Annotated in this window: 17 protein-coding genes and 1 pseudogene; all 18 read right to left on the reverse strand. The window is 39.5% G+C overall.

The window, feature by feature from the left end; genetic code table 11:
- Nucleotides 1-105 precede the first annotated feature (105 nt).
- Nucleotides 106-327 (reverse strand): DUF4649 family protein, encoded by a 222-nt coding sequence (locus ACFOSE_RS04490; RefSeq protein ID WP_380431059.1) that lies wholly within the window; start codon nucleotides 325-327, stop codon nucleotides 106-108.
- A 51-nt stretch (nucleotides 328-378) separates the two neighbouring features.
- Nucleotides 379-1,383, reverse strand: coding sequence for a type 2 isopentenyl-diphosphate Delta-isomerase (gene fni / locus ACFOSE_RS04495; protein ID WP_380431062.1), 1,005 nt, complete (start codon nucleotides 1,381-1,383; stop codon nucleotides 379-381).
- Entirely contained in the window at nucleotides 1,383-2,378 is a 996-nt protein-coding gene (locus ACFOSE_RS04500) for a phosphomevalonate kinase (protein WP_380431065.1), read from the reverse strand. Before ACFOSE_RS04500 ends, fni begins: the two co-directional genes overlap by 1 nt.
- Nucleotides 2,371-3,315: a diphosphomevalonate decarboxylase gene (mvaD, locus tag ACFOSE_RS04505; protein WP_380431066.1), complete on the reverse strand. Its 945-nt coding sequence runs from the start codon at nucleotides 3,313-3,315 to the stop codon at nucleotides 2,371-2,373. The genes ACFOSE_RS04500 and mvaD overlap by 8 nt, the downstream gene beginning before the upstream one ends.
- On the reverse strand, nucleotides 3,297-4,175 hold the full coding sequence (gene mvk / locus ACFOSE_RS04510; RefSeq protein WP_380431069.1) for a mevalonate kinase: 879 nt from the start codon (nucleotides 4,173-4,175) through the stop codon (nucleotides 3,297-3,299). Before mvk ends, mvaD begins: the two co-directional genes overlap by 19 nt.
- A 185-nt stretch (nucleotides 4,176-4,360) precedes the next feature.
- A complete protein-coding gene (locus ACFOSE_RS04515) occupies nucleotides 4,361-5,389 on the reverse strand; it encodes an acyltransferase family protein (RefSeq protein ID WP_380431071.1) in 1,029 nt (342 codons plus the stop codon).
- A gap of 11 nt (nucleotides 5,390-5,400) precedes the next feature.
- Entirely contained in the window at nucleotides 5,401-6,405 is a 1,005-nt protein-coding gene (locus ACFOSE_RS04520; protein WP_380431074.1) for a stealth family protein, read from the reverse strand.
- A 3-nt stretch (nucleotides 6,406-6,408) separates the two neighbouring features.
- Nucleotides 6,409-7,455 carry a glycosyl transferase gene (locus ACFOSE_RS04525; RefSeq protein ID WP_380431077.1) on the reverse strand — a complete coding sequence of 349 codons (1,047 nt, stop codon included), beginning with the start codon at nucleotides 7,453-7,455 and terminating at the stop codon, nucleotides 6,409-6,411.
- Nucleotides 7,448-8,584 carry a glycosyltransferase family 1 protein gene (locus tag ACFOSE_RS04530; RefSeq protein ID WP_380431080.1) on the reverse strand — a complete coding sequence of 379 codons (1,137 nt, stop codon included), beginning with the start codon at nucleotides 8,582-8,584 and terminating at the stop codon, nucleotides 7,448-7,450. Before ACFOSE_RS04530 ends, ACFOSE_RS04525 begins: the two co-directional genes overlap by 8 nt.
- A 22-nt stretch (nucleotides 8,585-8,606) precedes the next feature.
- Entirely contained in the window at nucleotides 8,607-9,539 is a 933-nt protein-coding gene (locus ACFOSE_RS04535) for a beta-1,6-N-acetylglucosaminyltransferase (RefSeq protein ID WP_380431083.1), read from the reverse strand.
- Entirely contained in the window at nucleotides 9,536-10,537 is a 1,002-nt protein-coding gene (locus tag ACFOSE_RS04540; RefSeq protein WP_380431086.1) for a glycosyltransferase, read from the reverse strand. Before ACFOSE_RS04540 ends, ACFOSE_RS04535 begins: the two co-directional genes overlap by 4 nt.
- 2 nt (nucleotides 10,538-10,539) lie before the next feature.
- Nucleotides 10,540-11,724, reverse strand: coding sequence for a hypothetical protein (locus tag ACFOSE_RS04545; RefSeq protein WP_380431089.1), 1,185 nt, complete (start codon nucleotides 11,722-11,724; stop codon nucleotides 10,540-10,542).
- A gap of 88 nt (nucleotides 11,725-11,812) precedes the next feature.
- Nucleotides 11,813-12,922, reverse strand: coding sequence for a UDP-galactopyranose mutase (gene glf, locus ACFOSE_RS04550; protein WP_380431091.1), 1,110 nt, complete (start codon nucleotides 12,920-12,922; stop codon nucleotides 11,813-11,815).
- Between the two features lie 42 nt (nucleotides 12,923-12,964).
- Complete coding sequence (locus ACFOSE_RS04555) at nucleotides 12,965-13,756, reverse strand: DUF4422 domain-containing protein (RefSeq protein ID WP_380431093.1); 792 nt, start codon at nucleotides 13,754-13,756, stop codon at nucleotides 12,965-12,967.
- A complete protein-coding gene (locus ACFOSE_RS04560; RefSeq protein WP_380431096.1) occupies nucleotides 13,753-15,219 on the reverse strand; it encodes a flippase in 1,467 nt (488 codons plus the stop codon). The genes ACFOSE_RS04555 and ACFOSE_RS04560 overlap by 4 nt, the downstream gene beginning before the upstream one ends.
- A gap of 136 nt (nucleotides 15,220-15,355) precedes the next feature.
- Nucleotides 15,356-16,015 carry a sugar transferase gene (locus ACFOSE_RS04565; RefSeq protein ID WP_380431152.1) on the reverse strand — a complete coding sequence of 220 codons (660 nt, stop codon included), beginning with the start codon at nucleotides 16,013-16,015 and terminating at the stop codon, nucleotides 15,356-15,358.
- 310 nt (nucleotides 16,016-16,325) lie between these two features.
- On the reverse strand, nucleotides 16,326-16,844 hold the full coding sequence (locus ACFOSE_RS04570; protein WP_380431099.1) for a hypothetical protein: 519 nt from the start codon (nucleotides 16,842-16,844) through the stop codon (nucleotides 16,326-16,328).
- Nucleotides 16,845-17,026: 182 nt separating this feature from the next.
- A pseudogene (locus ACFOSE_RS04575) lies at nucleotides 17,027-17,998 on the reverse strand (1-deoxy-D-xylulose-5-phosphate synthase N-terminal domain-containing protein).
- Nucleotides 17,999-18,084 lie beyond the last annotated feature (86 nt).

The raw sequence follows: 18,084 nt of genomic DNA on the forward strand, positions 1-18,084 counted from the left end.
TTTAGTATACTCCTAAACAGAGCAAAAAGCTCTTAGAAATGCAATTCCAAGAGCTTTGTCTTCAGTCTGAGCGGGATAAAATCCCGCTTTCTTTTTGCATGTCTTTTAATCGCCAATTGATGACCATTCAAAATCTAAATAGTTTTTAAAAAGATCGCCTATGCTTCCTTGAAAACCAAGTTCTTTACCCTTATAGGTCAAACTAGTAATTGGATAATAATCTGGTATGGTTAAACAACCGGTTAAAAGCTGGATGAAGTCATTAGGATTTTCAAAGATTTGTTTACGCTCAATATTGTAGGCGTCTTTATAAGTCATTTCAATCATTACATCCCTCCTTTTCTAAATTCTAGTATTTTGTAATAACTAATCAAGTATTTAATCTGAAAATTGTTCATTAGCCTCCCGCAGCCTGCCATAGAGGATATAGTCAACATTTTTTAAATCCGCAATCGTTCGACTGTTAAGAGCACACATAATGATGCGGAGATCATCCTTCCAACCATTAACAATAGTAATAACTTCATCAAGAGGATAGCCTTCAACTAGTTTCAAAATAGTAGAGGAGAGCCCTGCAGCTTTCGCTCCTAAAACAAGAGCCTTGATTATATCAAGCGGATGTCGAATGCCCCCACTCGCCAAGATTTCTGCACACCCGCTAAAGGTTTGAGCGTTCAAGAGAGCTTGGGCAGTAGACTGACCCCACTCATTCAGATAAGTGCGATCTCTTCCGCGTTGATTTTCGATATAGGCAAAACTTGTCCCGCCACGGCCCGAAATATCAAAGGTCTTAATGCCCAGTTCTAAAGCATATTCAATTGTTTTGCGATCCATCCCGAAACCAACCTCTTTAAGAATCAGCGGCACTGGTATTTCCGCTGCATAATCAGCCAGGTTCTGACGCCAGCTTCGAAATTCCCTCTCACCTTCCGGCATCAAGAGTTCCTGCATCAAGTTGATATGAACCTGTAAAAGCAAGGGGTGCGTCTCTTCAACAGTCCGAAGGCCTAAAGATACTGGTTTATCCAAACCGATATTGCTCCCTAGAAGAACTTGCGGAGCCCACTCTCTAACCTTATAGGAATCATCAGACTTATCCTTCAGCGCTGCGCTGTAAGAGCCAGCCACAAAAAGCAGACCACAAGCTTGGGCAACCTGAGCTAATATCTGATTGATTGCCTTTCCCTTATCTGATCCACCTGTCATAGCATTGATATAAAAAGGGAAATCCCAGTCTTGCCCGGCAAAATTTGTTCTGAGATCAATTTCAGACAAATCATACTTAGGCAGGGAAGAGTGCATTAACTCCACCTCATCAAAACTGTTATAAGGGGGATTATAAGCCAGAGCATGTTTGATATGCTCATCTTTACGATTCGACATTATAGCATTTGGCTGGACAAGAGTTCAATACCTGCTGCCCGCCACCTTTCTATTAGTGTTTGAGAATGTTCGTGATTAAAGGAGAGAGCAATACCACAGTCACCACCACCAGAACCTGATGATTTAGCCGCTACTTCTAAACCTTGAGCTGCTGCTGTTAAGTTTAATAAATCTGATGTATAAATGGCCGGATGAAGCTCCTTGAGCAAATCTCCTGCCTGAGTCAAACTGATAAGTATCTGCTTTTGATTGCCAACTTCCAATCCTTGTGCCAAGTCCAAGACAACAGCTTGTGTTTGCTTGAGAAAGTCAGCGGTAATAGTCGATTTTACTTGATTAATCATATCTTTAGAGATAGCCGGTTGACCGGTCCATCCAACCAGAAAATCACAAACGACAGCTGGTTTAATAGTTTTAATTTCATAACTCCAGTCCCTAGCCAAAACTTCTTGTAAGGGCTGCTGTTCCATCCAGTCACGGATACGCCGACGGTCAAAAGAGGTGAAGAGAACCAAATCATCGTAGACAATGCAAGCCAGATCCCCCATAGACCCATTATCACCAGTTTTAAGTAAGCTATAGGCTGATAATTTAAAGAGTAAATCTGCCGGCCAAGTTTGTCCATAGAGGGCTGCCATAGCTTTGACGACTAGAACCGTGACACTACCACTGGATCCGATGCCAATTTTTTTACCATCTTTTTCCAATTTGCCAGTGATTTTAAGCGAAAAGGGGTGGGGCTCAAGTCCCAGATGAGAAAGATAATCATTAACAACCTCAACAGTAGTCTGGATCAAGGCATAATTTTTATCAAAGTCTAGGCCAACACCATAATCAAACATATCCGAATAGAGGTGATAGCTTGCCGCTGATTGAATAGTGGCTGTCATATAAATAGGAATATTCTTAATAAGGGCTGATTGCCCCGGTGTCAGCACCGCATACTCACCAGCCAAATAAAGCTTACCTCCAGTCTGTACTCGAAATTCAGTCATGAGCAGGATCCTTTGTTTTAGAAACGATAATGCGATAATGCTCTTGAAAAATAGGGACCAATTCCTCCAAATCTTCCTGACGGCAAAGCACCTTAACATTAGGACCAGCATCCATGGTAAAATAGCAGTCGTGCCCTTGGCTTCTCAAGGCTTTAACAAAAGCCATAGCCGCATAGGATTCTTCTGTCAAATAAGAAAAAGGCGGATTGGCAGCCTCAGTTGTAGAATGCATAAAAAGAGCATTGCTTTCAGTCAACTGACCGACCTTTTCAAAGTCATTATCAGCTAAATAGCCTAACATCTGCTTATAGTCCTTTTCCGACTGATCTACCCAGTCTGGAAAATTAGTTGAGGTCTCTGCGGAGCGCTTCATACCTTCACGACTCGAAATAGGTTTAGGTTGATCATTTAGCACTAGCATAATCATAGCCAGATCCAAATCAGTCTTCACCTGATAGATTTCACCAGTGTCCTTATCCCAAGCCGAGAGAGGACCAAAGAAAGAACGGGCTGATGAACCCGAAGCAAATTTAGCATATTGAGCCAGCTCTGACTGATCGAGGCCAAAATCAAAGAGCTGATTGCAGGCCTTGACCAGGGCTGATAGTCCGCTGGAGCTAGAGGATAATCCAGCTGCTGTCGGCATATTATTAGCTGTATCAACACAGACAAAAACTTCTTTGTCCCTGCGGAAAAAATCAATAATTTTTGAAATCTTTTGATGCTCTGCTTCACTCTGCAAAACGCCATCAATATAAAATTCATCAGCTTTAGCTGTTTCGGGTAAAAGCGAAAGCTTGGTTCGAGTAAACACATTTTCCAAGGTCAGCGAAATACTGCTGGTTGCCGGAATCATCTTTTGGGCATCTGCCTTTCCCCAATACTTGACAATAGCGATATTGGCATAAGATTTAACACTTACAGATTTTCTATCCACGTATTAACCGCTCCTTCTTTTTCTAGTCTTTGAGCAATACTTTGCGCTTCTTTTTGATTGTGACAGAGAGCAATGATACACCCCCCTAGACCACCACCGCTCATCTTAGCGCCTAAGGCACCGTTCTTAAGGGCGACATTGACCAGATGATTTGCTTGTGGACTAGACACACCCAATTTATCTAATTCCTGATGCGCCTGGGTCATAGACGTGCCAATAACGACCAAGTCCTTAGCCAGAATACCAACTTCGATTACATTAGTCAAATCACCCAAATGGTGCAGATAGGGCAGGGCCTTTTCCTCCTGCTGGCGAACCTTCTGGACAGCTTGGCGCGTATGACCATGAATGCCAGTATCGGCAATGACCAAGCAAGCCTCTAAATCAATGGTAATTTCTGAAAATCCTAGATTGCGGATAAATTTAATAGCCTGATCGCTGAGACAGGTCTTGGCATCAAGACCACTAGGGTTTTCATGGGCGATGATTTCTGCCTGATTGGCTAACATTTCCAGCACTGAAAGAGAGAGCGGGCTATCATAGTAATCAAAAACCGCACGAATAGCTGCGATGGCTACTGCTGCCGACGAGCCCATTCCCCGCTTTTCAGGAACCGAGGACTCAATAGTGATTGTCAAATTTTCATCAGGTCGCTCTAAATACTCCAGAGCAGCAAAAACAGCTGTCGATAGAGGATCAGCGATATCAACCTCTGTAGGAAGATCGGCCTTTTCAACACGACAGACCACCTCGATATCCTTTAAGGGTAGGGCTATGGCAGAATAGCCATAAACCACTGAGTGCTCACCGATGAGAATGATTTTACTATGGGCTTTGCCAACTCCAATTTTTTTTATCATTTTAACTTTTTCCTTCATTCCTCTTAGTATTTTAGCTTAAAAATGGCAAAAATGCGACCAGAAACACTAAAAAAAGTCTCTGTCGCAGGGCCGAAATTTAAAGTTTTCTTAGTTATATACGGGAGGGATTATCGAGTTTAATCATAGAAAAGCTAACCAATTCAATAAGACAGTTCAACCTAACGTCATCTTTTCACCCCAAGTTTCAATATCTTTTGAGGATAAAGGAAAAATGATAGCAAGGGTACTTTTTTAAAAATCCAGACAGTTGCATTGACTAGCAGCCAGCCAAAAACAATACCAATTGATAGATGTAGCCAGAGCGAATGAACCCCTACTGCTATCAGAGCAATCCTCAGTATACTGACAATAGGAGCATGCAAAAGATAGATGGCTAGGCTGTCTTTGCCTTTAGCAATGAAATAAGAGGCAAATGATATTTTAGCTAGCAAGGGATAGACTGTAAATGCAAACAAAACACTAAATGGAAAAATAAGCCCCCAGACATCCGGTGTATCATAGCTAGTGTAGCCGATAAATTCTAATTTTCGCCAGCGCAACATAAACAAGACAACAAGTACACCATAAAAAAGAATCATGTAGCTAGCTCCTCGCCAATTAGGAGATTCCTTAATAAATTCTCGCAGAAAACTACCTAAGATAAAGATAAAAGACCACAAGAGCAATTTTTGCACCAGATAAATGTGAATAGGAAAGAGTAGGGCAATAACAAAACCAATGGCCGTCAAGGTAAATAACCCCTTTTTATCCCTGATAAAAACCGACAACAGACCTAAACTGAGATAAATAGCCCATAAAACATAGAGGTACCAAGAGACCCCCAGAGGCATCTTATAGATGGTTAGCAAATCCCCTAATTCAGCTGGATCACGAACCGCACTGCCACCAATCTGCTGCAAGACAACTTGGATAACAGAATAGAAAAGATAAGGAATCCCTAACAAAACGGTCTTCTTTTTAGCAAAGCTCCAAAATTCTTTCAAATTGGTCAGTGGTTTGAAAAAATAACCCGACAGGGCAAAAAAGACTGGAATATGGAAAATATAGAGTAGCTCAACGATAGTTAGTAGACTTCTATTAAGAGATATAAACTGCTGAGAATCAAATAGCCCCAGAATAACGTGGCCTAGGAAAACGAGAAAAATCGTCAGTCCCTTACCAAAATCAATCCATTGAATACGCTTAGCTTCCACTGTTTCTTTATTTACCTTTCGTAGCTACTTTTATTAGGCAGTTTTGCAGCGAAAGCTGCTTCTAATTTTGCAAAACCAGATGCAAAGTCATAGTTATTAGCCTCATCATTGATACAGAGCACCTTGTAGGGTGAGTTTTTCAAATGTTTGAGCACCTTATTGGTCTCATGTAAGGGAAAGTATTGTCCAAAATTGACTCTTTGAGGGACAAAACGATTGGCTTCGATATTCCAATGACTCATTAAAAAGTGATTGACATCATTGAGTCCTCTGAAGCGATTTTGGCAAACTTTGTCTAACAACTTCCCTTCTTTGTTCCAGACCTCTTCAAAAGTCGACTTCAGATGGGGTAGGGTAACATGAAAATTCTTATAGCCCATAATTCCTCTATAGAAGGCAGCAAATAGATTATTCATGATATATTTTTTATAGCGCAGATTCAAAAATTTAAAGGGGTCCTTTTTAAAAGTCATTTTTTTAGTAAAATGCTTATTGATAACCATGGTATTATTTAATTCAATATGATTAAATTCTTCTCTTGGAATCAAGGGGGCATAAATACCATAGTCCTTAACCCTTCCCCCGACAAAGAAATCTTCCAGTGAAACGGGAGCATTTAAAAAGACATCATCACTAAAGAGGATGAAGTGTTCACTCAAATCTGGAATCCTATGTAGATTGAGTTCAATCACGTTGGAATTATAGGTTGGTAGATAGTCTGCTGGTATATAGTCCTCGTGTTTTACAATCCGCAGTTTGGGATGGCTCGTATCTAACCAGCTGGGCAGATGACCATAGGTGACAAAAAAGACCTTATTGACCCAAGGAGCATAGTTTTCTATCGCCCGAAACCAATAATTAAAATAAGGGATACTGCGGTATCTTTGTTCTGTGTCGCTTTCCTGATAATTCCCATCGCTGCCATCATACTGTGACTTCTCTTTAAGCCAGACTGGATCATTACCATCAACATAGGTGACAACAACATCAATTTTATCTTCTACTGCTCTGCTCATTGTTTATATATCCTTTATTGCTTGTGCGATTGCTTGTTTGAGATAGTGACCCTCTTGCAGTTTTTTCATCACCTTCTTAACATTATCTATATAAACTTGATAGTCTTCCTCACTGATTTTAGCCAGTTCTTTAGGAAGGTCATAAAGTGAAGTAACAACAAGCCCTAGCTGGTGATTTTTCACAAATTCTGCTTCGGCGGACTCTTCCCATACGATAACAGGTATTCCTGAAGACAGATAGAGCGATAGTTTGTGAGGATTATTATATCTCAAGTAATTTCCAGTTGGTCCTGAGCAAGTATCCAAACGATCCCCGTCCCAGACCAAGCCGAAACCCGATTCTAGTAAGCTAGGCACCTCATCTGCAGAAAAAGAACCGTGATAGTGTACATTGTCAGGGATTTGCTGCGGTTCATAAAAAATACCGAATAAATCAAAGTTTAAGTCAGGCAAGTCTTGCAAGTGATAGGCATAGGGACTTTTATCAACTTTTAAGTTACCGGCAATCTGAACATGATTTGAAAAACGGATAGGTTTATCCAGAGGTTCTTGATTCAGATAATCAAAAATTTCTAAAGAAATAAGCCGGTCAGCAGCTACTCCGTAATCAATAAACCACTGTTTCATTTTAGCATTATGCACGATAATTTTATAGGACAGAGCCAACATTTGTTCCAGTTCTTTGCGATAAAATTTATCTGGGAAAATATCTCTGATTAGCTCAACATCATGTACCAGAGAGATAAGTTTTACATGCTTACGCTCTTTCAATTTTTTGAGAGTGGCGAAACGGTTAGATTGGTTCCTGCGAAAAGGGTGTTGCAATACTAAGATTGAATTTTCTTCAACTTGTGAGTAAAGATTGGACCATTCTTTGACATAAGAAAGCTGTCTTTTTACTTTAGAAATAAAATCATACTGCTCGTTCGATTTTGAAATTTTAAGCTCTTTAAAGCCTAATTCTGCCAAAATATCAGCGCAGTCATTGGTTGCTTTGCTGCCGGCGTGTCTATGATTGCCATAGGATTCAACAATTTGGTATTTATTCAACTTCTTCTCCTAACAGTAAAGACTCAATATCTTGGGCCTGACGGTCGATATCAAATCCTTTTTCCTCAAAAAGAGCGGTAACGTGGTCTGTCTCAGTGCGCTTAAGTTTTAGCATATCAAGCATGGCCTGAGCCCAAGCTGATAGATTCTCATCCAGCGAAAGATAACGGATGCTATCTAAAATTTTTAATTCCCTAGTAATGGCATCGCTGACTAGTACTGGTAAACCATTAGCTTGCGCTTCAACAGCTGATAAGGGAAGCCCCTCAAATAGAGAAGGCAAAACAAAGAGGTCTAGGGCACTCAACCAACTTTTCATATCAGACTGACTCCCGGCTAAAAGAACCTTGTCTTCCAGTCCATACTCTTTAATTTTCTTATTGATTAAACCTTCTGTGCTGTTGTTACCAGAAGCTTGACCAATGATAACCAAACGCAGAGAGTCATCCGATTGCAAAGCTTCATTAAAAATATCGATAAGAAAGGCTTGATTCTTTTGAACATCCAAACGACCAACATTACCGATGATCTTATTATTCTGCCAATTCAATTCTTGACGCAAGCGATCGCGATCGCTTTGAGAAAAAGTAAAATTCTCAATTTCAATAGCATTTTGAATGATATGAGCCTTTTCTAAAGAATGACCATTATATAAGTATTGGGCCGCTAAATCAGAACAAGCAAAAAATTGGGTTGCAACCTTTTTGATGCGTTTTTTATTGAGGGTATGAAAAGCCAGTTTAAGAGGGTCCCCCTTCCACTGAGAACTATGGCTATGAATGATGCGTTCCTTAATGCCATATTTTTTAGCATAAGTCAGCAAATCAATGTTAGGAATCCCCATAGCATTATACCAGACAGCATCATAATCCTTAGCATGCTCTTCAAAAAAGGTAGTAAGAGCCCTTTTATAGACTTGATAGGTATAAACGGTCTTACCTTTACGGGGAAGATAGTAAACCTTAGAACCTCTTTTAACGATTTCAGCTTCAAAGATGATAGGGTCTTTAGTTCGCTTGATAAAATCAATCTGAAATTTTTTAGGATTCAAATGCTTATAGTAATTCATTATGAAGGTTTCAGTCCCAGCCAATACCGGTGACATACCAACCATCAATATTTTATACATAAATAATTTCCTTGCTAATTCCTCATTTTTTAATCACTTCTTTGATGATGTTCTGGCATTTTGGATAGGTCGCTAAATCAAATTTACGCGTGAAAAGATAGCCCTCTTGCTTAATTTTTTCTAGTTTACGCTTGTCTTCATCGCTATCTGTCCAAACATAGGGATTGCCATCCCACCAATTCACAAAGCGTAAATTCCCTTGAAATTCCTTACCCTCATTGTGGTTGATAGTGTTATCAAAAACCCGATCATTGAAGCCAAACTTATCCAGAAAGATTGGCAAAAAAACTTCATCTGAAAGAAAAGTCTTGCCAAAGGTTCTCACAATCCAGTCTTCTTCTTCCAATAAGGTAATTACCACATCTTCAGGCAGACTGACCCAATTACTGGCTTTCATGGGTGTTAAATCATGCTTTTTAAGCAGATTGACTCTCATTAGTTTTTGAATACTAATTTCCGATAAACGATAGATTTTAAAGAGAGCTTTACCAATAATCCCTGGAAGAGTTCTTGGTGTAAATTTTTGAAAAAAGTGATAATATTTCTGCCGGTTGATGTTTTCAGGATCACCGTCCAAGGTCATTCGGCTCATAAATATTTCTCCTTTATGCTCATCAAAAAAGTGATGAATCTCTGCTTGACTGGCCAGAGGCAGATCTACTCCTGACAGCAGATGATAAAAATCATAATGACCATAGTTGTGTGCTGCCTTAAATAAGAGTAATTCTGCTTTGACCTGAGAAAAGCCACCCCAATAAATAGCTTGACGTTCAGTGATGATAAGGTTCGATTGCTGACAGGCAGTTCTCAACTCTTGCTCATCGGCTTGGCTAAAGGAAGCCTTGGCATCGATATGGATAAAAATATCATTGTCTGCATTGTCTAAAAGCGAGACCAGAAAAGCCAACTGATCGAAATGGCTGTGGGCTATCACTAAATAAGCATGTTTGGTCATTTCTTTAGCATCCGTTTCATTTTTATCAATCGATTAACAAGATCCGCAAAGAAAAGATAATTACTAGCATATAAGCTTATTAAAATTTTACGGCTCAAGGGCAACTGAGCAGCGAGCAAATCCTTGCGATTATTCTTTAACTGATGGGAGAGAATCTCTATCTGGTCTGAAAATTCCTTTTTCAAAATTTTAAAGTTAGGGGATAAGGAGATCTCTGTCAGCAAGGCAAAATCTGCCCGCTGGCTATTGAGTTTAGCCCATTTGATATAGTCGGTATCTGCTGACTTAGTCGCTTCTTCCACCACGATATCCCAAGTCTTCAAAACATCAAAATGCTTCTTAGAAAACTGGGCAGTCAGACCATGGTTGTTGATGAAATAATGGTAGACAATCCTGTCAGTCACAACAATTTTTTGCGCCCTGAGAATATAGCGAAAGGTTGTGGGGACATCTTCAGCATAAAAGTCCTTAGGATATTGAATACCTTCAACAACCTGCCTTTTATAAAGCTTATTCCAGACATAATACTCGATCGTTTGACTAGCAATTTTAAAATATTTCTTAGCATAAAGCTTTTGCGTCAGAACTTCTACCCTGGCCTCTTTCGACTGGGCTATAGATTTTTGCTCAGCTGTTCGATGAATACCGCCGACACAGATATCCGCTTCTTTTTCTTCGAGCAGAGCCAGCATATAAGCGTAGGCATCCTTCTCGAGCCAATCATCAGAATCCAAAAAAGCCACATAGTCCCCGGTAGCGTATTTTAGACCGGTATTACGAGCCTGACTGAGACCCGCATTATCCTGATGAATAATTTGAATACGGGGGTCTTCTTGTGCATACCTTTCAGCAATCGCTACCGAGTTATCCTTAGTGCCATCATTGACGATGATAATTTCGAGATTGGTATGGGTTTGACTGACCAAAGAATCCAAGCAACGCTCCAAATAGTCCTCAACATTATAGACAGGTACGATTACACTTATTTTTCTAGTCATAGTCATTTCTCCGTTAGAAGTTGACTTTCTTCAGAAGGCAGTGATTTCTTTACAGGAAAATCTGCCAAAATCAAAATAGCAAAAACATTATAAAAAGGTTCAATTAAATGATGGGCAATCATACTATTGATTGCAATCAGGATAATGACTGCTAGAGCTGTGTGGTTCTTCTGCCTAGCAAATTCGACTGCCTGCATGGTCATCAATAAGACAAAGATTACTAAGAAGATGATCCCAAAAAGAAAACCAATCTTGAGATAAGAACTATCAACAAAGTTATAGTGCCTCACCGATTCTATCGAACCACCATTTCCAAGAAATTCGATAACCTGCCCAAACTTGGTATGACCATAAAGCTCCAAAGCCTGTTTCCCTAGACTTAAACGTCCTGATAACAAATTATTCAATTTTGCATACTCAGATACAGCTCCATCATAGTGGCTGGATAGATAGTAAGATAGACCGACAGCTACTAGCGGAGCCAAAGGAGCAATCTTTCGAAAAAGACTGAGTAGCTTGTCACCAGCCAACTGAATTCCCAAAAAGAGAACCAGAACTCCAAAAAGTGTCAACGCATCCAATCTAGCATCGCTGAATTTAATCAAAAACCAAGTCGCAAAAACTCCCAGAACTGAAAAACTGATAGGATGCTTTTTAAAATAAAGATAGGATGAAAAGAGATAGAGATAAAAAACATGTGCTGCAAAGTCAGTTGGATAGATGATCCCAAATGAATTTCGTACAATACCCGAACCCGGACGAATATATTGCAAGTTAGGAATGATATCTAATAGGGAACAGATAAAAGCCAGAGCTAAAAGTACTCCTATGATGAAGAGATAAATCTTAATAATCCTTCTAGCGTCAATTCGATAAGCCCCTAGTATCAACAAAGTTAAAGCAATGACACCAGTATCACTGGTAGCTGTCCAGACCAAGATACCGACAATTGATAGAGAAAAAGCAACGATTAAAAATTTGAGGCTCCACTTTTTCTTATAAAAAATACTGGCACAGGCAAACACTAGAATGCCTTTTGCGATAGCCTGAAAGAAACCAGGCATAGGGAACATTGTTGTTGCCAGCATACCGATAGTTATATAAGGAACAAAAGCTAGGAAAAAGAGAAGCTCATCCATCCTAACATTGATATTTCTAAGTTGCTCCTGACTCTCAATCATTTCCATTTTCCTTTTCTACACTTCAGTTACTCAGAGAGCTTATTTTTGACTATTTAGGGGAAACTTTTCACTGATTATCTTATCAAATGTAGTGCTATTTTACCTCAGTTCGCACACATTGCAGAGCCGCAACGATTACCTGATGCATATCATAATAGCGGTACTGCCCCAAGCGACCGCCAAAGATAACCTTATCTTGTTGGTCAGCCAACTGCTTGTAGGCTTTATAGAGGCGGTTATTGCGGTCATTATTGACTGGATAATAAGGCTCATCTCCTTTAGTCCAAGTTTTAGAATGCTCCTTGGTGATGATGGTCTTATCCTGTGTTCCAAATTCAAAATGCTTATGCTCAATGATACGAGTATAAGGTGTTTGGTCATCCGTATAGTTAACTACAGCATTACCTTGGTAATTTTTCATATCCAATTTTTCTGTTTCAAAGCGTAAACTGCGATACTCCAGCGTTCCCAGCTGATAGTCAAAATATTGATCAATCATGCCGGTAAAAACAATCTTAGGAAAGTCTGCTAGATACTGTTCCCTATCCGCAAAGAAATCAACTCCTGTTTCGACATCAATATTAGCATGATCCAACATTTTTTCAACAATTTGCGTATAACCACCAATTGGAATGCCTTGGTAAGTATCATTGAAATAGTTGTTATCGTAAGTGAAACGCACAGGTAGGCGACGGATGATAAAGGCTGGCAATTCTTTTGTTGACTTGCCCCACTGCTTTTCAGTGTAATCCTTGATTAATTTTTCGTAGATATCAGTCCCTACAAGGGAAATGGCTTGTTCTTCCAAGTTTTCGGGCTTTTTATCCCCAAAAACAGACCGCTGTTCTTCAATCTTGGCCTGAGCCTCAGCAGGAGTCACAACACCCCAAAGTTTATTAAAAGTATTCATATTAAAGGGAAGATTATAGATTTCCCCCTTGTAGTTGGCAATGGGGCTGTTAATATAGTGGTTAAATTCCGCAAACTGATTGACATATTCCCAAACTTCTTTATCAGAGGTATGAAAAATATGGGCTCCATATCGGTGGACCTGAATGCCTTCAGACTCTTGTGTATAGATATTCCCTGCAATATGGTCGCGTTTCTCGATAACTTTAACTTTCTTACCCTTAAGTGCAGCTTCATGAGCAAACACTGCACCAAATAAACCTGCACCAACAACTAAATAATCGTACTGTGACATTTTTTCTCCTGATTGCTATAAATCCTTAAACTCAACTGTCTATTAAAAACTAGACCCGTACTTTTTACCAAAGAACTTGGCCATTAAAAAGGCACTTCCCTTTTTCCATAGATTAACTTTCTCCATATAAATAAATGGAACTTCTTTAACTTTGAGACCTTGCTCTTTGAGCCAGACATTAAAGAGAATTTCGCTGACCCGACCAAAGAGGCGTGCTTCAAATGCGGTTAACCGACTGGTATCAATTTCCTGATAAAGTTGCTCCAAAATGGGAAAGAGCCAAGTACAATAAGCATCTGAATTTTCCTTGGACATAAGGTACATATTGAACATATAGCCTGAACGCTGTTTCATCACCTGATCAAAAGCCTCTAAATAAGTAGGCTGACTTTTTTGAATAATCTCCCGCAGCTTGTCCAAATGTGAGCCATCCATAGTATGAGCATAGTGCGAATAGAGAGTTTCGATATAGTATTTGCGTTTTTTAGGCACAATAACATCATGATCTTCCAAATAGGCTTCACAATCCATTTGATCAAGAATCACTTGATTGATATCTAGACCTTCTCTGTAGCCTTGTCTGTGTTTAGCAAAATATCGACGATAATGGACTAAACCGACATAATCTGCGTCAAGATTTTTCCAAGCCCAGTAAAGACCTGTCAATTCGCTATAGTAAGGATTTAACTCAGAGATATTGTCGCCCGTATTATCAGGCGTATAGCCAATAGCAGATTTTCCTGCAGCTCCTACATGCACCGGGAGGTAGAGTGTCATATCATAAGGCATGACAAACTTCTTATGAGTCGCCACGATTAATTTGATATTTTTCACATTAGCTCCTTTTTCTTTCTTAGGTAATAATTAAACAAATAAATAACGAAATCATCCTTGAGGATAAAACTAACAAGGACATAGACCAGCCCAAAAACGGCTGCTGTCACTGCTAAAATAAGAAAATTGGATAGACCACCCAAGAAACCAAAATAAACAGCGAGGGCTGCTAATCCCGCAAGAAGGGTGGCAATGACATTTTTATAAAATTTTACTTGTGCAATGATTTGCTTGAGGAAATCGCGCAAGACATAGATCTGGTAAGCCGTAACAAAAAACTCTGCTATCAGGGTTCCCAAGGCCGCACCAGCAGCACCATAATGAGGAATGCAGATAGCATTGATGATTAAGTCGATCACCGCTCCCAAAACCACTGATTTCAGAACTTCATTCTCCCTTTCCATAGGTACTAAAATCTGAATACCCAAAAGATTAGAAAGTCCGATGAAAAAGAGAGTCGGCATAATCAGCTGCATAGGTAAGATGGAACCACTGTATTCAGGACCAGATAGAAAATAAATCCCCTCCTTGGCAAATAGGGTGAAATAAATCCAGAGAGGAATGGCAATAAAACCAATAAATTGAAGGGAGCGCGTTGTCAAGACCTTAAAATCGTCATACCGCTGCTTTTTAATGAAATAGGATAGGCGCGGTAAAAGGACGCTCCCCATCGAGGTTACCAGACTGACTAAAATCCCCTTGATTTTAACCGAGGCGTTGTAATAACCGACCGTCGTTGCATCCTTCATGAAGCCTAGCATAACCGCATCCATATTGGTATAAACAGTCGTCGCTATCGTCATCATAAAGAAGCTAAAAATTGGTTTGATATGCTGCCTGAGATTCATTTGTTTGTACCATTTGAAATTGAGAAAGCGTCTCAGATTGATGAAATTAAAAAAATTGGAACCTACACTGGCTAGAATCGTAATAGCACCATAGATGACATAATCACCTTTTTGATGCACCATGAGAAACATCAAAATCAGTGATAGCAGCTTGAGAGCAATGGAACGAATGGTGATATATGAATATTGCTCCAAGGCTTTGTAGAGCCACTCACAACCAATGAGATTAAAAATTAGGGTAGCAATATTGATCATAAAAAGAGTCTTATCCTGCGCCATTTGAGGTACTACTGCAATAGCTATCAAGTAAGCCACCAAGGATAAGCTCATGGCGATGGTATTGATAAGGATAATTTCTTGAACTGTTTTTGACAGCTGGTCCTTATCATCCCGCACTTTAGCACAGGCCCGAATACCATAAGTCGGAATCCCCAACATACCAATCATCGTAAAATATGAAACAATTGACATTACAAAGGCCACCTTTCCTGTTCCCTCCGGCAGCAAAACCCGTGAAACATAAGGAAAAGTAATGAGGGGAAAAATAATATTAGATATGGTTAGCACGAAGTTCATCACAATATTAAGATGAACAGAAACTTTTTTTTCGGCCATTGATACTTCATTGACTCCTTTTTAAAGAAGAGAATGGGAAAGCACTTAAGAAATCTTTGATTTTTAAGTCGTTTTCCCACCCCAAACATTGGCTACAAATACTAATACTAAAGGAGCTTTCATCAAGCCCTCTCCACTAGCGTGCACCTTTTCCAGTTAATACGCGCTTAACGGTTAAGAATGCAATTTTAAGATCCAGACCAAAGGAAATATGGCGTGGGTAGTAAAGTTCCAACTCGCACCTCTCTGGATAGTACACATCGCTACGCCCAGAGACTTGCCACCAACCCGTCGCACCAGGCTTAACTGACAGCAATTCCTGCTGCTCGTCTGCCTTGTACTCCAACAGTTCAGTAGGTAAAATTGGTCGCGGTCCAATAAAACTCATATCCCCTTTTAGAATATTTAAAAACTGGGGAAACTCATCCAGACTGGTTTTACGAATGAATTTACCAACCTTAGTCAGTCTCGGATCCTCATCAGTTGGTAATTTGTAACTATTTTCGATGTACTTTTGATAAAGCTCTTTATCCCTAGTCAGAACTTCCTCAGCATTTTCCACCATAGATCTAAACTTAAAAATCTTGAAGGGCTTGCCATTAAGCCCCACTCTCTCCTGAGTAAAAATAATGTGTCCCTTATCCTTTCCAAAAAGATAACAGAGTGAAATAACCAGACTCAAGGGCACTAAAAAAATAACGGTCCCTAGCAAACCGATAATAATATCGAAAAACCGTTTAATAAAACGACTGTAGATTCCTTGTTTTTTTGACGCTCGGCTATCTAACACAGCTATTTTCTCCACCTATTTTTACTACCACTTCTCTAAATGAATTTTCTTATTGCTAGATCTCTTAAACATACAATATATCTATTCAATTCTACCACTTTTACAGTTTTTTTACAATCTACCTGACCAATAATTTTCAAATGAAGACGACTACATTAAAATATACCTACTCTTATATCGTTTAGGGCTAAAGAATAAGTAGGCAGCTTAGAAAGCTTCTCTCATAACAAGCTCGGTTAAACTTATCAATCAAAAAAACAACATGCAAGCAAGAAAACTTACATGTCATTTCCTGAAATTCTGACAAATCCTTCTGTCAATTTTCTTGAAAAAGATAGGCCACACCATGCTGAACTTCCTGCTCAAGCGATTCTTGATTGTGACCGCCATTCGCATTTTCCCAATAAATGAGATTTTCCTCTGTTATCAGGTCACTGTGGTTCTGTCTCAGGGCATCTAATTGAGGTTGCATGCTGTACTTGGTTCCATCATTCTCGCCAACCATAGCGATAATGGTGATGTCATCTGCTCCGTATTGATTTTTTCTCAATCCTGAAACAAGCGTTTCAGCTACTGCCTCATCGCTTGTTTGACCAGTTGTCTGCCCAAACCAGCTATCACCGGCCATTGGCATGTAATCGTGGAAATACTGACTTTTGTCCACCAGGATATCCCATGTGGTAATACCGCCCATTGAATAGCCACCGAAGGCACGGTGGTCTCTGCTTGCTTCAAAGCCTTGTGTGGTTGAATTTTCAGCATAAGTGGTGAATTGTGATTCGACCGTCTGCATTACCCTATCTATTCTCCGTAATCCATTTCTGAATTTCTTCATAATTCAGCCTTTTGTTATCTTGCACAATATAATTTAGATTTAAATTCTTTAGTAGGTTTCCTTCAAACTCAAGTGATTTTTGAAGTCCAACATACTGAGGAAGCACTGGAGCGGTGCCTTGTTGCTATTTTTATCATGTTGAATTTATTTACACTGAAAGGTTTTTATTCTGCCAAATTTTTTTAAACATTATTAACGATATTTTCGACAGTAATGCCGTTTTCTGCTAACAGTTCTTGCGCATTATAACGGTCATGGAAGGCTTTTTCAACACCATAATTTTGGACTTTAAGTTCAGTGTCACCAAGATAGCTTGCAACCATTTGACCGTAGCCACCTTCTAAAGTACCATCTTCCAAAGTAACCACAACTTGGTGCTCAGCTTCCAAACTATCAAGCACTTCTTCGTCCAATCCTGTGATGAATTTTGGATTAACGATTGTTGCTGTAATACCATGTTTGTCAGCCAATTCTTTAGCAACTTCCTCTGCCAATCCGTAGAAATTACCCAGACCAAAAAGTGCCACTTTGCTGCCTTTTTGAGTCACTTGATTTTTATTAAGAATTGAGTAATCTGTTGTATCGGCAACACCTGTTTCACGAAGTGGACCAACTGGGATGCGGATAGCTACTGGGTGTTCTTTTTGCTCAATCGCCCAATCAAGCATGGCGAGATGTTCTTCTTTACTTGTTGGTGCCAAGTAAACCACGTTTGGAATGTGAGCTAAGAATGGAATATCAAAGAAACCAAGGTGACTTTCGTCGTTCAAAGAGCTGACAGATGCCATGTAAACAAGAGCTGTTACTGGCAAATTATTCAAAGCGATGTCATGTGACCATTGGTCATAAGTACGTTGCATAAATGTAGAAGCAACATACCAGATTGGTTTTGCACCGTTTTTAGCAAGCCCAGCTGACATTTTGTGGACATATGATTGGTGTGACACGTCAAAAATGAATTTATCTACTGGTGAATTAAAGACATAGTGCATGGCAACTGTCATTTCAACCATACCAAAGTTTGGTCCGTTGTGCCCACCATGCTAGCTTGTTTTTTCAAGAAGCGTTTGTCGTGCTTCATCAACAAGACGGTGCAGATCCTCACGTGATAATTGTTTTAAATCTTGTGGTGATGAAATTGTTTCAAGTACCATAAATTCTCCTTCTTTCATCTAGGAAATCAATTGAAAAGTTTCATAGCATTCTGTGCTCAAATTGTCTTAATATCCTCAAAAATCAG

This window comes from Streptococcus dentapri (genome assembly GCF_042649885.1).
Classification (GTDB): Bacteria; Bacillota; Bacilli; order Lactobacillales; family Streptococcaceae; genus Streptococcus; species Streptococcus dentapri.

Coding starts and splice junctions, on each gene's coding strand:
- ACFOSE_RS04490 (WP_380431059.1), bottom strand. CDS start 327: ATGATTGAAATGACTTATAAAGACGCCTACAATATTGAGCGTAAACAA.
- fni (WP_380431062.1), bottom strand. CDS start 1,383: ATGTCGAATCGTAAAGATGAGCATATCAAACATGCTCTGGCTTATAAT.
- ACFOSE_RS04500 (WP_380431065.1), bottom strand. CDS start 2,378: ATGACTGAATTTCGAGTACAGACTGGAGGTAAGCTTTATTTGGCTGGT.
- mvk (WP_380431069.1), bottom strand. CDS start 4,175: ATGATAAAAAAAATTGGAGTTGGCAAAGCCCATAGTAAAATCATTCTC.
- ACFOSE_RS04520 (WP_380431074.1), bottom strand. CDS start 6,405: ATGAGCAGAGCAGTAGAAGATAAAATTGATGTTGTTGTCACCTATGTT.
- ACFOSE_RS04530 (WP_380431080.1), bottom strand. CDS start 8,584: ATGTATAAAATATTGATGGTTGGTATGTCACCGGTATTGGCTGGGACT.
- ACFOSE_RS04535 (WP_380431083.1), bottom strand. CDS start 9,539: ATGACCAAACATGCTTATTTAGTGATAGCCCACAGCCATTTCGATCAG.
- ACFOSE_RS04540 (WP_380431086.1), bottom strand. CDS start 10,537: ATGACTAGAAAAATAAGTGTAATCGTACCTGTCTATAATGTTGAGGAC.
- ACFOSE_RS04545 (WP_380431089.1), bottom strand. CDS start 11,724: ATGGAAATGATTGAGAGTCAGGAGCAACTTAGAAATATCAATGTTAGG.
- glf (WP_380431091.1), bottom strand. CDS start 12,922: ATGTCACAGTACGATTATTTAGTTGTTGGTGCAGGTTTATTTGGTGCA.
- ACFOSE_RS04560 (WP_380431096.1), bottom strand. CDS start 15,219: ATGGCCGAAAAAAAAGTTTCTGTTCATCTTAATATTGTGATGAACTTC.
- ACFOSE_RS04570 (WP_380431099.1), bottom strand. CDS start 16,844: ATGAAGAAATTCAGAAATGGATTACGGAGAATAGATAGGGTAATGCAG.